This is a genomic window from Phycicoccus avicenniae, from assembly GCF_050496545.1.
Lineage (GTDB): Bacteria > Actinomycetota > Actinomycetes > Actinomycetales > Dermatophilaceae > Phycicoccus > Phycicoccus avicenniae_A.
In genome coordinates, this window is the sequence record NZ_JBNVZV010000019.1 from 72,186 (window position 1) to 87,023 (window position 14,838).

A 14,838-nucleotide genomic window follows, 5' to 3' on the forward strand; every position below is an offset into this window, starting at 1 on the left:
TGGCGCGCCGTCGCCGCGACCCCTACGCTGGGCGCGTTCGGTGCGTATGACGAGACAGGTTGCCCCATGAGCAACGAGTTGCCGACCGTCGCGACCGCCCGCCTCCTCGAGGGCGCGCGCTACGAGGTGATGCCCACGGCCTCCATCGCCGAGGCGGTGCAGCGCCACGTCCCGCCCTCGGTGACGGTCACGGTCACCGCGGCCCCGGGCAAGGGCCTGGACGCCACCCTCGACCTCGCGACGACGCTGGCGGCCGCGGGCCACCACGTCGTCCCGCACCTCGCGGCCCGGATGGTCACCGGCCGCGCCGAGCTCGTCGACGTCGTGGCCCGCCTGGCCGAGGCCGGCATCACCGCGGTGTTCGTGCCCGGGGGCGACGCCGACCCGCCCGCCGGCGACTACACCTCCGCCCTGGACCTGCTGCAGGACCTCGAGGGCATTGCGCACCCCTTCACCCACGTCGGCATCACCGGCTACCCCGAGTCCCATCCCACGATCGACGACGACGTCACCGTGCAGTCGATGTGGGACAAGCGCCGGTACGCCACCCACGTCGTCTCCAACATGACCTTCGACGCCGAGCACCTCGGCACGTGGTGCGAGCGCATCCGGCGGCGCGGGGTGACCCTCCCCCTGCTCGTCGGCGTGCCGGGACCCGTGGAGCGCACCAAGCTGCTCGGGATGGCGACGAAGATCGGTGTGGGAGAGTCGTTGCGCTTCCTGCGCAAGCAGAAGTCCGTCTTCGCGCGCATCGCCGCGCCGGGGTTCTCCACGGACCGGTTCGTCAGCCGGGTCGCGGCCCTCTCGGCCAACCCGGCCCTGTCCATCGAGGGGCTGCACGTCTTCACGTTCAACCAGGTCGAGGTCGTCGAGACGTGGCGGCAGCGGATGCTCGAGGAGGCCGCCACGGCCCGCGTCCGCCCACCGGGCTGAGGCCCTCGACACCGCCGCGTCCGCCGGGCGGGACGACCATCCCGACCCGCCCACCGGCTCGTACCGTGGACCCGTGACCAACCGCCTCACCACCCTCCTCGCCGGGCGCCCGGCCGTCTTCGACGGCGGCTACGGCTGGCTGCTCCAGGAGCGCGGCCTGCCGATGGGCGAGTGCGCCGAGTCGTGGAACCTCGAGAACCCGGAGGCCGTCGCGGCGCTCCACGACGAGTACGCCTCCGCCGGAGCGGTGCTCGTCACCACCAACACCTTCGGCGCCACCGAGCCGCGGCTCGCACAGCACGGGCTGTCCGGGCGGGCCACGGAGGTCAACCACGCCGGCGCCGCCGTCACCCGCACCGTGGCCGACCGGCACGGGGCGCTCGTGGCCGGCGACATCGGCCCCACGGGCGAGCTGCTCGAGCCGCTCGGCACCCTCACGCCCGAGGCCGCCACCGCGCTGTTCGCCGACCAGGTGCGTGGGCTCCGCGACGGCGGAGCCGACCTCCTCCTCGTCGAGACGATGAGCGACCTCGCCGAGGCCCGCGCGGCCGTGGCCGCCGCCCGCGAGGTCGCCCCGGAGCTGCCGCTGGTCGTCACGCTCTCCTTCGACACGAACCTGCGCACGATGATGGGCGTCGACCCGGTGGGCGCGCTGCGCACCCTGGCCGAGGACGGTGTCGACGCCGTGGGCGCGAACTGCGGGCGCGGACCCGACGAGATGCGCACCATCGCCGAGCAGCTCGCCGCGGCCCGGCCCGACGGCCTCCTCCTCGTCGCCCAGTCCAACGCGGGCCTGCCCGAGCTGGACGGAGACCGGTTCGTCTACACCGTGGGTCCGGAGGCGATGGCCGAGCACGCCCTCGAGCTGCGTGGGCTCGGGGTCGACGTCATCGGCGCGTGCTGCGGCTCCTCGCCCGAGCACACCCGCGCGATGGCCGCCGCCCTCGCCACCGGGTAGCCGACCGGCTCAGAAGTCGAGGCAGCCGACGTCGCAGCCGTCGAGGCACCCGTCACCCGGGACCAGGTCGCCGACCCCCTCCGCCAGGTCGCCGAGGGCCGACCCCAGTCCCTCGAAGCCCTCCAGCAGCGCCGAGAACGCGTCGTCGGGCACCAGGTCGGCGAGGTCCCCCACGTCCAGGCCCCCGGTGAGGTCGACCAGCCCGGTGACGAGGTCGAACACGCCGGGGTCGAGGGCCGCGTCGACGGCCAGCTCCAGGGCGGCCTCGGCCCCCTCGGCGATCCGGGCGGCCCGCAGCGCCTCGGCGAGCACCCCGGCGACGTGCCCGGCGAGCCCGAAGGCCACGGCGTACGGCAGCATCGCGCGGACCTCGCCGGCCAGCTCCTCGTACCGGAGCCGGCCCGCCTCCGCGGTCGCGAGGTACTTCTCGTAGCCGAGGGCCTGGATGCGGGCTGCCGAACCCTCGGCGGTCCGGGGCGTGCGTCCTCGTCCGAGCCGCAGGAGGAGCGCTCCCCCGAGCCCCAGCCCGACGCCGAGCGGCACCCAGCGCACGTGGTCGTCCGCGATGCCGGAGGCGACGCCGGCCACTGCCGCCCCGACGACGAGGAGCAGGCCGAGGGCCGCCACCCGGCCGTTGCGCGAGCGCGGGTGGCGGGTGTACCAACGTCGGTCGACGACGGCCCGGTAGACCGCGATCTCCGCCTCCCGCCAGCGGTGGGCCACCTCGGCCCGGCGCAGCTCGCCCAGGCGCACGGACGTGGAGCCGCCGAGCAGGGCGTCGAGCAGCACCCGCTCGTGCTCGGCGAGCGGCTCGGGGCCGGGCTCGCGCGTGACCCGCCAGTCCTCGCCCTCGCGCTCGAGCCGCACCGCGCCCCGCAGGGCGAGGTCGACCAGCGTGGCCGTCAGGTCGCGGCCGTGGACCACGCCGTCGACGACGGTGCCGGACAGCGCGGGCGTCGAGCCGTCCGGCGGGTGGAACCGGGGCGCCACGCTGCCCGCCCACTCGACGCCCCGACGCACGCGGGCGGTGCCGGTGCCGGACCCGAGCCCGGGCACCTCGCCGGGGGTGACGCCGGTGAAGACCTCGTCCCGCCGGCGCCACCGGAACACGAGCAGGGTGAGGACGGCGGCCACGAGGGGAACGAGCCCTCCGGCCAGCTCGACGAGGGTGACTCCGAACGGCACGGAGGACACCCTAGGGTCGCGGCGCCACCACCGCAGCGAGGGCGCGCTCGAGGCCGCCGGTCCCGGTGGTCCGCACCTGGAGGGGCAGGCCGATGCGGTCCGCCGCCTCCTGGGCCAGGGCACGCAGCTCGGCCCGCTCGTCCTCGTCGGTCGTCTGCACCAGCCAGACGACGCGGGTGTAGTGGCGGAAGTAGTCGTCGCGCAGCTCGGGGTGGCGGTCGAGCCCCAGCTCGTGGACCACGGTGCGGGAGAACGACCTCACGAGGAAGTCGGTGAGCAGGTACGTGCCCGGCTCGTCGTCGGTGAGTCGCTCGACGGGCCGCGGGCCGGCGAAGAGGTCGTAGCAGTGCAGGCCGGGCAGCCGCTCGACCCCGAGCCGCTCGCAGACCTCGTCGAGCGCACCGTAGGTGCCGCAGTCGGCGTACCCGACGGCGACGCGGTCGTAATCGTCCCGCAGCCGCAGGACGAGGTCCTCGACGGCACCGGCGATGCGTTCGGGGCGGTTGTGCAGCAACGGGTTCAGCGGGTGCACGTCGACCGGCCACCCGTTGCGGTCGACCGCCTCGGCGGCGGGCTGGGCGATCGCCCCGCACGCGACGAGGGCCACCCGGCCCGGCGCCCCGCGCTCAGACGGGGAAGGCGAGCTGGTCGACGAAGCGGTCGTTGAAGTCGGGACGGTCCGAGAGCTCGACATAGGCCACCTCCTCGAGCAGCGCGTCGGCGCCGGCCCGCTCGCGCGCCGACAGCAGCACCATCTTCGCGCCCTCCCCCGCGACGTTGCCCGCGGAGACGATGCGCAGCACCGAGAGCTTCGGCACCAGCCCGATGCGGACCGCCGACGCCGGCGAGAGGTAGGAGCCGAACGACCCGGCCAGCAGCACCTGCTGCACCTCGGAGGCCTCGAGCCCGAGCTCCTCCAGCAGCAGGGTCCAGCCGGTGGAGATCGCCGCCTTGGCGAACTGGAGCTCGCGGACGTCCCGCTGGGACAGGTACACCGACTCGACCGCGGGGGCATCGGGGGTCGGCCGGTGCAGGACGAACACCCGCTCGCCGTCCCGCACGGTCGTGAGCCGGTCGGCGAGGGCCGGGGCGACCTCGGCCGCGACCTCCTCGGGCACGAACCGGCCGGAGGCGTCGAGCAGACCCACCCGGGCGAGCTCGGCGACGGCGTCGACCAGCCCCGAGCCGCACAACCCCCGCGCCTCGACGTCACCGATGACGCCCAACGTCACTGCGGCGGAGGGATCCTCGGTGCGCGGGTCGAGGCGGATCACCTCGATGGCGCCGTCGGCGGCACGCATCCCGCAGCGGATCGCGCCGCCCTCGAAGGCCGGCCCGGCCGGCGCCGCCGTCGTGACGATCCGCTCGCCGTCGGTCAGGGCGATCTCGCAGTTGGTCCCGACGTCGACGAACAGCCGCACCCGCTTGTCGCGGTCCAGGCCGCTGGCCAGCATCCCGGCCACGATGTCGCCGCCGACGTAGGCACCGAGCGCCGGGAAGACGACGGCGCGCGCCCCCGGGTGCAGGGTCAGCCCGAGGTCGCTCGCGCGCAGCACCGGCCAGTCGGCGGTCACCTGGATGAACGGCGCGACCCCGAGCGGCTCGGGGTCGACGCCGAGCAGCAGCGCGGTCATCGTGGCGTTGCCCGCGAGGGCCACCTCGTACACCTCGGCCGGGTCGACCCCGCCCTCCTCGCACACCTCACCGGCGAGCTCGGCCAGGGTCTCGCGGGCCAGCGTGGTCAGCCGCTGCAGCGCGTCGGGGTCCATCATCGTCGCGCTGATGCGGGTGATGACGTCTCCGCCGAAGGGCTGCTGCTTGTTGAGGATGCTCGCCACCGCGACGGGCGTGCCGGTCTCGAGGTCGAGCAGCGTGGCCACGACGGTCGTGGTCCCGAGGTCGTAGGCGATGGCGTGACGGCGCCCGGTGGTGTCGCCCGGCTCGACGTCGACGAGCACCTCGTCCACCACGACCGCCGTCACCTTGAAGTCGCTCTCCCGCAACACCTTCGGGAGCCGGCGCAGGGCGTGGAGGTCGGGCTCGAGGGTGAGGTCGTCGACGGCCTCACGGAGCCGGGCGAGGTCGGTGCGCTGGTCGGCGAGGGTCGGCTCGGTCAGCTCGACGTACCGCTTCTGCACGGCCGGCCGGAGGATCACCTGCCGCCCGACACCCACCGTCGAGGCCTTGGGCCTCGTGACCAGCGGCGGCACCTCGACCGACAGGTCGTGCACCGCCTTGACGAGGCAGGCCAGCCGCCAGCCACCGGAGAGCTGCTCGTCGGTGAAGGTGCGCCGGTCGTGCCGGGTGACCGGCGACGTCCCTCGCGTCAGCCGCACGAGGCACTTGCGGCAGGTGCCGTGCCCGCCGCAGGTCGAGTCGACGGCGATGCCGTTCCACGAAGCGGCGTCGAACACCGAGACGCCCGGCGGCACCCGGACGGTGCGCTCGGCCGGGCTGAAGGACAACGTGACCCGGCCGGTGCCCTCCGGCACCTCCTCGCCCTCGCCGACCGACGGCGGCGGCTCGAGCAGGCCCTCGCGGCGCAGCCCCTCGACGACGTCCTCGAACGGCTGGCCCGGCCCCCGGTCCCCGCTCACGCGGTCCCGGCCGCGGCCTCCGCCGCCTGGCGGGCCCGGTGGGCCGCGATCCACGACATGCCCCACTCGTCGTTGCCGAGCAGGAGGTCGGCGGCGCGCACGGCGTCGACGATCTGCGGGGTGCGGGCGTCCATGATCGCGCTCGTCATCCCGGCCGACATCGCGAGCGGCAGCCACGCGGCGTTGAGCGCGTGCCGCCCGGGCATCCCGAAGCTGACGTTCGACGCGCCGCACGTGGTGTTCAGGCCCCAGCGCTCACGGATGCCGCGGATGACCTCGAGGGTCGTGCGACCGACGGTGGAGTCGGCGCCGATGGGCATCGCGAGGGGGTCGATGACGATGTCCTCGATCGCGATGCCGTACTCCTCGGTGGCCACCCGGACGATCTTCTCGGTGAGGGCCAGGCGCTTCTCGGCCTCCATCGGGATCTCGTCCTCGTCGTTCGGCAACGCGACGATCGCGGCGTCGTACTTCTTGACCAGCGGGAGGATGGCGGCCATCCGGTCGTCCTCGGCGGTGATCGAGTTCACCAGTGCCCGACCCTGGTACACCGACAGGCCGGCCTCGAGCGCCTCGACGACCGAGGAGTCGATGCAGATCGGCAGGTCGGTCAGGCCCTGCACCATCTGGATGGCCTTGACGAGCAGCTCGGCCTCGTCGGTGAGGGGCACGCCCATGTTGATGTCGAGGACGTCGGCGCCGCCGGCCACCTGGGCCGCGACGTCCTTGGCGATGATCGACAGGTCGCCCTCGCGCAGCGCGGCCTGGAGGACCGGGCGCCCGGTGGGGTTGATCCGCTCGCCGATGACGCAGAAGGGCTTGTCGGCCCCGATGACGACCTCCTTGGTCGCCGACCGGAGGACGGTGTGCCGCAGGGGGGCGCTCATGCGAGGACCGTCGCGCGGCGCTCCTGGAGCAGGGCCTTGGCCCGCTTGACCGTGGCCGAGGCGTCGGCCGCGTAGCCGTCGGCCCCCACCGCGTCGGCGTACTCCTGGGTGACCGGCGCGCCGCCGACCATGACGATGACGGAGTCGCGCATGCCGGCCTTCTCGAGGGCGTTGATGTTGGCCTTGAACATCGGCATGGTCGTCGTGAGGAAGGCCGAGAAGCCGACGATGTCGGGCTGGTGCTCGTCGATGGCGGCGACGAACTTCTCGGGGGCCACCTGGACGCCGAGGTCGATCACCTCGAAGCCGGCGCCCTCGAGCATGATGTTGACGAGGTTCTTCCCGATGTCGTGCACGTCGCCCTTGACGGTGCCCATGAGGAACTTCCCGATGGTCTGCACGCCGGTGTCGGCGAGCAGCGGGCGCAGCACCTCCATCGAGCCGGCCATCGCGCGGCCGGCGATGAGCATCTCGGGGACGAAGAAGTCACCGCGCTCGAAGCGCGCCCCGACCTCCTCGAGCGCCGGGATCAGCGCGTCGAAGAGCAGGTCGCCCGGCGGCATGTCCATCGACAGGGCCTGGTGGGTGAGGTCGAGGACCGCCGGGCCGTTGCCGACGAGCGTCTCGTCGTACAGGCCCTTGAGGATGTCGTCGGGGGTCATGCCGCACCTTCCTGTGGGTGGTTCTCGAGGCGAGCGGAGAGCGCCGCGGCCTGGGTGGCGACGAGCGCGCCGGTCGACGGGATCTGGTCGGAGAGACGGGAGGTCGGTCCGGAGATGCCGAGCGCGGCGACGACGGCTCCGCGGACGCGCACCGGCGCGGCGATGCCGGTGAGCCCCGGCTCGAGCTCGTCGACGGTGGCCGCCCAGCCCGCCCGCCGGATGCCCGGGAGCTGCTCGGCCAAGCGGTCGCCGGACGTGACGGAGGCCGGGGCGGGGGCGTCGAGGGCCCCGGTGGGGACGGGCAGCGCGCCGTACGCGTAGAGGACCTTCCCGAGGGCCGAGCAGTGCGCCGGGACGTCGGTACCCACCCAGTCGCGCGAGCCGAGGAAGTACGCGGCGTCGACCTGGGCCACCTGGACGACCGTGCCGCGCCGCGGCACCCCGAGGTTGACCGTCTCGCCGGTCTCCTCCCCGAGCGTGCGCATCGCCGGGCCGGCGGCGGCGACGAGCACCTCGTCGTCGGCGCGGCGGCTGGCGTAGAGGTCGAACAGCGGTCCGGGGGACCACGCCCCGGCCTCGTCGCGCGCGAGCAGCTCGGCCCGCTCGAGGGCACCGAGCAGCCGCTGCGCCGTGGAGCGGGCGAGGCCCGTGGACTCGGCGAGCGCCGGGGTGGCGACCGGCCCGTCGGAGCGGACGACGCGCGCCACGAGGTCGGCGGCCCGGTCGATCGACTGGGTGCCGGTGCTGGCGCTGGCGGGGCTCACGGCCGGGGTCTCCTGGGGCGGTCGGGGGCGCGGGTCGGGGTGCTCATGATGTGGGCCTTGCCGGTCCACATGATGAGGCTAGGATGTGACCCCGCTCACCGTCAACGCTGTCCAGCCCCCGGAGGCCGCGCATGTTCACGAACCGGATGCCGCGCTACGAGATCCTCTCGGCCGACGCGATGTCCCAGCTCGACGCCGGCTGGCGCCGCCTGGTCACCGAGATCGGCGTCGAGTTCATGAGCGAGCGCGCCCTCGAGCTGTTCCGGCAGGCCGGCCAGCGGGTCGAGGAGAACACCGTCTTCCTCGACCCCGAGTTCATGCTCGAGCAGGTGGCCAAGGCCCCGCGCGAGTTCGACGTCCAGGCCCGCAACGCCGAGCGCAGCATCCACATCGGTGGCGACTCGATGGCCTTCGGCGCGGTGTACGGCCCACCGTTCGTGCGCGAGGGCGAGACCCGGCGCGACGGCACGATGGAGGACTACCGCAACTTCGCCCGTCTCGCACAGTCGTTCTCGGTCCTCGACTCCGCCGGTGGCGTGGTCTGCGAGCCCAACGACACCCCGCTCGACTCGCGCCACCTCGACATGACCTACGCCCTCATGACGATCACCGACAAGGTGTTCATGGGCAACGTCGTCTCCGGCGAGAACGCCCGCGACGTCATCGCGATGTCCGAGATCCTCTTCGGCGGCCGCGAGGCGATCGAGAGGACGCCGACGTCGATCAGCCTCGTCAACTGCAACAGCCCGCTGCGCTGGGACGACCGGATGCTCGACGCGCTCTTCGAGTACGCCGCCGCCGCGCAGCCGGTCGTGCTCACCCCGTTCATCCTCATGGGCGCGATGTCGCCGGTCACCATCCCGGCCGCGCTCGTCCAGCAGATCGCCGAGGCGCTGTCGGGCATCACGCTGGCCCAGCTCATCCGCCCCGGCTGCCCGGTGATCTTCGGGTCCTTCCTGTCGAACATCGACATGCAGTCCGGCTCACCGACGTTCGGCACGCCGGAGTCCGGCATCGGCCTGCTGTGCACCGGCCAGATCGCCCGCCACTTCGGGCTGCCGTTCCGCACCGGCGGCGGGCTCACGTCCTCGCAGGTGCCGGACGCCCAGGCCGGCTACGAGGCGCTGATGACCCTGCTGCCGACCTTCCTCGCCGGCACCAACTGGGTGATGCACAGCGCCGGCTGGCTCGAGGGCGGGCTCGTCGCAGGCTTCGAGAAGTTCGTCATCGACTGCCAGATCGTCGAGATGCTCCAGCACGAGTTCACGCCCCTGGAGATCGACGAGGGGTCGCTCGGGTTCGACGCGCACCAGGAGGTCGGGCACGGCGGCCACTTCCTCGGCTCGATGCACACCATGGAGCGCTTCCGGACCTGCTTCTACCGGCCGTTCCTCAACTCGTCGGAGAACTACGAGCGGTGGATGCGGAACGGGGCGCAGGACACCGCGACCCGCGCCGCGGCGATCTGGCGCACGCGCCTCGAGGAGTACGAGCAGCCGGCCCTCGACGAGGCCGTCCGGGCCGAGCTCGAGGAGTACGTCGTGCGCCGGCGCCGCGAGCTCGGCGACTGAACCCGGACGCCCCCGGCACCGGGGGTTGCGCCATTCGCTACCGTTGCGCCATGCGCACCACCACCCGCGACGGGGCGAGCACCGTGCAGTCGGTCGACCGCGCCGTGACCATCCTCGAGCTGCTGGCGCTGCACGGCGCCGCGGGCATCACCCAGCTGGCCCGCGAGCTCGGGGTGCACAAGTCCACCGCGAGCCGGCTCGTCTCGGCCCTGGAGCGCCGCCGGCTCGTCGAGCAGGTCGAGGAGCGTGGGCGCTACCGCCTGGGGGTCGGGGTCCTCAAGCTCGCCGGTGCCACCAACGCCCGGCTCGACCTCGTCCAGGAGGCCCGCCCGGTCGTGCGCCGGCTGGCCTCGGAGACCGGCGAGACGGTCAACCTCGCGGTCCTCTCCGGCGGTGCCGCGCTCTACGTCGACCAGGTCTCCGGCGGCTCCACCCTGACGTCGTACAACTGGGTCGGCCAGCACATCCCGCTGCACGCCACGAGCAACGGCAAGGTGCTCGTCAGCGAGCTCGCCGAGCCCGAGCTCGGGCGCCTGCTCGGCGAGCTCGTGCGATACACGCCCGCCACCGTCACCGACCGCGCCGCCCTCGACGCCGAGCTCGCCGAGGTGCGCGCCCGCGGCTGGGCGGTGGCCACCGACGAGCTGGACGTCGGGCTCACCGCCCTGGCGGCACCGGTGCGCGACGCCCACGGCGACGTCGTGGCCTCGGTCAGCGTCTCCGGCCCCACCTTCCGCTTCGGCGAGGCCCGGCTCGCCCAGCTGGCCCCCCTCGTGGCGGCGGCGACCGCCGAGATCTCCGGGCGCCTCGCCCACGGTCCCGCCGAACGCTGAGAGTCCCCTCAGCACGACGGGCCCCGGCGACCAACGGGCGTCCGCACCCTTGACCGCACCGGGGCTCGGGTCCATTCTGTTGCGCAGCACACATGGTGTTGCACATCGCGCAACGACTGCGGAGGTGGACGGTGACCGACCTGGCCGTGGACCGGGCGAGCACGCCCCGGACGGACGACTCCTCGAGCGCGCTGTCGGTGCGGGGGCTGTGGAAGGTCTTCGGGCCGAACGCCGAGAAGCTGGTCGGCACCCCCGACCTCGAGCTGAGCCGGCAGGAGCTGCAGGCCAAGAGCGGGCACGTCATCGGCGTCCGCGACGTCTCCTTCGACGTCGCGCCCGGCGAGGTGTTCGTCGTCATGGGCCTCTCCGGCTCCGGCAAGTCCACCCTCGTGCGCCTCGTCACCCGGCTCATCGAGCCGACCGCCGGCACGGTGCTGCTCGGCGGCGACGACCTCACGACGATGGGCGAGGAGGAGCTGCGCGAGATCCGCCGGCGCAAGGTCTCGATGGTCTTCCAGCACTTCGGCCTGCTCCCCCACCGCAAGGTCATCGACAACATCGCCTTCGGCCTCGAGGTGCGCGGCGAGGACCGGACCCCCCGCCGGAACCGTGCGCAGGAGATGGTCGACCTCGTCGGCCTCTCCGGGTACGAGCAGAACTACCCCGACCAGCTCTCCGGCGGCATGCAGCAGCGTGTCGGCCTGGCCCGGGCGCTGGCCGGCGACCCCGCCGTCCTGATGTTCGACGAGCCGTTCAGCGCCCTCGACCCGCTGATCCGCCGAGACATGCAGAAGGAGGTCATCCGGCTGCACCACGAGGTGGGCAAGACGATGGTCTTCATCACCCACGACCTCGACGAGGCGCTCAAGCTCGGCGACCGGATCCTCATCATGCGCGACGGCGCCATCGTCCAGGTCGGCCCGCCCGACGAGATCATCGGCGCCCCCGCCGACGAGTACGTCCGCGACTTCACCGCCGAGGTCCCCAAGTCCCACGTCCTCACCCTGCGGTGGGTCATGCGCCCGCCCGGGTCCCCCGACGAGGGCGCCGGCGTCCCGGCGCTGCCCGACTCGACGATCGTGCGTGAGGCGGCCCGCGCCGTGCTCGCGGCCGACGGCCCGGTGCGCGTCGTCGACGCCTCCGGCACCGTCGTCGGGGTCGTCGACGACGAGGACATCCTGCGCGTGGTCGTCGTCGAGCAGCACGCGGACGCCCCGGCCGGCGCGTCGTGACCACCACCCTCGAGCCGGCACCGGCGCCGGCGCCGAAGGTCAGCAAGGAGGAGCAGCCGCACTTCGCACCGGCGCCCTCGCGCCGCACCGGCCGCAAGCTCCTCGTCGTCCTGGCGCTGTGGCTGCTCGCGTGGGCCACGTTGCGCGGCAAGCAGACCCTGACGCTCGCCAACGCCGACACCACCGGCCTCCACGAGTGGTTCAACGAGGTCCGCGACAAGGTCCAGCTGCTCGGGCAGGACAACTGGTTCTTCCACGGCGTGCTCGGGACGATCGCCACCGCCCTCGACGACTTCGTCGGCTTCCTGCAGGCCCACCTCAGCTCCGTCACGCCGGGCGACTACCTCGGCTGGTTCGGCGTCCTCGCCCTCGCCGCGTGGGTGACGTACACGCTGGCGGGGCTGCGCTCGACGATCCTCGTCACCGCGGTGCTGCTCTACCTCGGCATCGGCGGGCTGTGGACCGACGGCGTCGACACGCTCATCGTCACGCTCGTCGCCGTCGTCATCTGCCTGGTCATCGGGCTGCCGCTCGGGATCGCGATGTCCCGCAGCCGGCGCACGTCGGCGGTGGTCACCCCGGTGCTCGACGTCATGCAGACGATGCCGTCCTTCGCCTACCTCACGCCCATCTCGCTGTTCTTCGGCATCGGCCCCGCCTGCGCCACCGTCCTCACCCTCGTCTACGCGCTGCCGCCGCTCGTGCGCATCACCGAGCACGGGCTGAACTCGGTGGCGGAGAACACGATCGAGGCCGGGCGCTCGCTCGGCGTCACGAAGGGCCAGCTGCTGCGGCAGGTCCAGCTGCCGATGGCCAAGCGCACCATCGTCGTCGGCATCAACCAGTGCACGATGGCCGCGCTCTCGATGGCCACCATCGCCGCCCTCGTCAACGGCCCGGGCCTCGGCAAGCCGGTCGTCTCGGCGCTCCAGACCCTCAACGTCGGCGCGGCCTCGGTCGCCGGCCTGGGGATCGTCTTCATCGCGATCATGCTCGACCGCACGACGACCGCGGCCAGCGAGCGCTCGGCCCCCGCGGGCCAGCGGGTCGCCGCGGTCGGGTCGCCCGGCGTGTTCGGCGGGCGCACCCTCGTCCTCGAGAAGCTGCCGCGCTGGGCCACCGAGGAGACCGGGCGCGGCGAGGTCGGCAAGCGGCTGACGCCGGGTGGTCGCCGCCTCGTGCTCGGTGCGCTGCTCGTCCCCGCGCTCCTCGCGGCGTTCTACTCGACCCGCTACCTCCAGCTCTCGCAGTTCCCCGACCTGTCCGGCGTGCCGGTGATCGGCGAGCTGACCGCGGGGCCGCTCGGTGGCCACATCAACGACCTGACCGACGCCGTCGTCAACGCCATCTCCGGCGTGACCAACGGCTTCAAGGACCTCATCACCCTGGTCCTCCTCAACCCGCTCCAGTCGCTGATGTCCGACCTGCCCTGGTGGGTCATGGCCCTCGTGCTGCTCGCCGTCGCCTTCCTCCTCGGCGGCTGGCGCCCCACGGCGATCACCGCCGTGTGCGAGGCCGTCATCCTCGGCACCGGCCTCTGGAACGACGCGATGGTCACCCTGACGATGACCCTCGTGGCGACGCTGCTCGTCATGCTCATCGCGATGGTGCTCGGCGTGGCCATGGGGCGGGGCCGGCGCACCGACACGGCGATCCGTCCCTTCCTCGACGGGTTCCAGACCATCCCGGCCTTCGTCTACCTCGTCCCGGCGCTGGCCCTCTTCGCCGCCAGCCGCTTCACGGCGATCATGGCCGCGGTCGCGTACGCCGTACCGATCGCGACCAAGCTCGTGGCCGACGGGGTCCGCGGCGTGGCGGCCCCCACCGTGGAGGCGGCCCGCTCCACGGGCATCACCCGCTGGCAGATGATCTCGAAGGTCCAGCTGCCGATGGCCCGCGAGTCGCTCGTGCTCGCGACCAACCAGGGCCTGCTCTACGTCCTGTCGATGGTCGTCATCGGCGGGATGGTCGGCGGCGGCAGCCTCGGCTACCTCATCGTCCAGGGCTTCGTACAGGGCCAGCTCTTCGGCAAGGGCCTCGCGGCCGGCATCGCCATCACCGCCCTGGGAATCATGCTCGACCGCATCGCGCGGTACGCCGCCGCGCGCTACGGACGGTGACGGGCCGCCCCGGACCCGGTCACCACGCACCACCCCGACCCGCGTCAGGACGCGGACCGACAGAGAGAGAGAAGTCCATGCCCCGAGGATTCCGCCGGCTGCCGCTGGCCGCCGCCCTCACCACACTCGCTCTCACGCTCGCGGCGTGCGGGGGCGGCAACATCGACCAGTCCGGCAGCTCGAACACGGGGGCGGCGGGTGGCAAGGAGTGCGGCGACCTGCGCATCGCCGTCAACCCGTGGACCGGCTACGTGAGCAACGCGCACGTCATCGGCTACGTCGCCGAGAGCAAGCTCGGCTGCAAGGTCACCTACCCCGACGTCAAGGAGGAGGTCGGCTGGCAGGGCATGGCGTCGGGCTCGATCGACACCATCGTCGAGAACTGGGGTCACGCCGACCTCACGAAGAAGTACATCACCGAGCAGAAGACGGTCCAGGACGCCGGTCTCACCGGCAACCAGGGCATCATCGGCTGGTACGTCCCGCCGTGGATGGCCGAGAAGTACCCGGACATCACGAACTGGGAGAACCTCAACAAGTACGCCGACCTGTTCAAGACCTCCGAGTCCGGCGGCAAGGGCCAGCTGCTCGACGGCGACCCGTCCTACGTCACGAACGACGAGGCGCTCGTCGCGAACCTCAAGCTGAACTACAAGGTCGTGACCGGAGGGTCCGAGGCGGCGCTCATCACGAGCTTCCGCCAGGCCGAGAAGAACAAGACCCCGCTGCTCGCGTACTTCTACGACCCGCAGTGGTTCTTCTCCGAGATGAAGCTCGTCAAGGTGGACCTCCCGAAGTACACCGAGGGCTGCGACGCCGACGCCAAGAAGGTGGCCTGCGACTACCCGCCCTACGCCCTCAACAAGCTGATCTCGACGAAGTTCGCCGAGTCCGGTTCTCCCGCAGTGGACCTCATCAAGAAGTTCCAGTGGACCAACGACGACCAGAACGCCGTCAGCGAGATGATCGCCAACCAGAACATGACGCCGGACGACGCCGCCAAGAAGTGGGTCGAGGAGAACCCGGACAAGGTCGCCGCCTGGCTCGGCTGAGCCCGACCGCCGACCCCCGAGGGCCGGGCCCCGCCGCCGCCCGG

General features: G+C 72.8%; 13 protein-coding genes. 7 read left to right on the top strand and 6 right to left on the bottom strand.

The features are described from left to right. Positions 1–66: 66 nt before the first annotated feature. Positions 67–933, top strand: coding sequence for a methylenetetrahydrofolate reductase (locus ACQZ2A_RS15460; protein WP_430212857.1), 867 nt, complete (start codon positions 67–69; stop codon positions 931–933). 73 nt (positions 934–1,006) lie between these two features. Beyond that, a complete protein-coding gene (locus tag ACQZ2A_RS15465) occupies positions 1,007–1,891 on the top strand; it encodes a homocysteine S-methyltransferase family protein (RefSeq protein ID WP_430212860.1) in 885 nt (294 codons plus the stop codon). 9 nt (positions 1,892–1,900) lie between these two features. On the opposite strand, the gene ACQZ2A_RS15470 is transcribed toward ACQZ2A_RS15465, so the two are convergent. The 6 genes from ACQZ2A_RS15470 to ACQZ2A_RS15495 are packed head-to-tail and all read right to left on the bottom strand — an operon-like array spanning position 1,901 to position 7,986. Next, positions 1,901–3,076: a DUF2207 family protein gene (locus tag ACQZ2A_RS15470; protein ID WP_430212863.1), complete on the bottom strand. Its 1,176-nt coding sequence runs from the start codon at positions 3,074–3,076 to the stop codon at positions 1,901–1,903. 10 nt (positions 3,077–3,086) lie between these two features. Beyond that, the gene (locus ACQZ2A_RS15475; protein ID WP_430212865.1) at positions 3,087–3,683 is read right to left on the bottom strand and encodes a DUF1638 domain-containing protein; all 597 of its coding nucleotides are present in this window, start codon (positions 3,681–3,683) and stop codon (positions 3,087–3,089) included. Between the two features lie 19 nt (positions 3,684–3,702). After that, complete coding sequence (locus ACQZ2A_RS15480) at positions 3,703–5,673, bottom strand: ASKHA domain-containing protein (protein ID WP_430212867.1); 1,971 nt, start codon at positions 5,671–5,673, stop codon at positions 3,703–3,705. Next, entirely contained in the window at positions 5,670–6,560 is an 891-nt protein-coding gene (locus tag ACQZ2A_RS15485) for a dihydropteroate synthase (protein ID WP_430212869.1), read from the bottom strand. Before ACQZ2A_RS15485 ends, ACQZ2A_RS15480 begins: the two co-directional genes overlap by 4 nt. After that, on the bottom strand, positions 6,557–7,222 hold the full coding sequence (locus ACQZ2A_RS15490; protein ID WP_430212872.1) for a corrinoid protein: 666 nt from the start codon (positions 7,220–7,222) through the stop codon (positions 6,557–6,559). The genes ACQZ2A_RS15485 and ACQZ2A_RS15490 overlap by 4 nt, the downstream gene beginning before the upstream one ends. Then, positions 7,219–7,986, bottom strand: coding sequence for an IclR family transcriptional regulator (locus ACQZ2A_RS15495; RefSeq protein ID WP_430212875.1), 768 nt, complete (start codon positions 7,984–7,986; stop codon positions 7,219–7,221). The genes ACQZ2A_RS15490 and ACQZ2A_RS15495 overlap by 4 nt, the downstream gene beginning before the upstream one ends. 131 nt (positions 7,987–8,117) lie before the next feature. Here ACQZ2A_RS15495 and ACQZ2A_RS15500 point away from each other — a divergent pair, with 131 nt between their 5' ends. The 5 genes from ACQZ2A_RS15500 (at position 8,118) to ACQZ2A_RS15520 (ending at position 14,794) form a co-directional block, all read left to right on the top strand. After that, on the top strand, positions 8,118–9,557 hold the full coding sequence (locus ACQZ2A_RS15500) for a trimethylamine methyltransferase family protein (protein WP_430212878.1): 1,440 nt from the start codon (positions 8,118–8,120) through the stop codon (positions 9,555–9,557). A gap of 50 nt (positions 9,558–9,607) precedes the next feature. Beyond that, a complete protein-coding gene (locus tag ACQZ2A_RS15505) occupies positions 9,608–10,390 on the top strand; it encodes an IclR family transcriptional regulator (RefSeq protein WP_430212880.1) in 783 nt (260 codons plus the stop codon). Positions 10,391–10,521: 131 nt separating this feature from the next. Continuing rightward, entirely contained in the window at positions 10,522–11,622 is a 1,101-nt protein-coding gene (locus ACQZ2A_RS15510) for a quaternary amine ABC transporter ATP-binding protein (protein WP_430212883.1), read from the top strand. Further along, positions 11,619–13,742 (top strand): ABC transporter permease, encoded by a 2,124-nt coding sequence (locus tag ACQZ2A_RS15515; protein ID WP_430212886.1) that lies wholly within the window; start codon positions 11,619–11,621, stop codon positions 13,740–13,742. Before ACQZ2A_RS15510 ends, ACQZ2A_RS15515 begins: the two co-directional genes overlap by 4 nt. Positions 13,743–13,819: 77 nt before the next feature. Further along, complete coding sequence (locus tag ACQZ2A_RS15520; RefSeq protein ID WP_430212889.1) at positions 13,820–14,794, top strand: ABC transporter substrate-binding protein; 975 nt, start codon at positions 13,820–13,822, stop codon at positions 14,792–14,794. Positions 14,795–14,838: the final 44 nt, after the last annotated feature.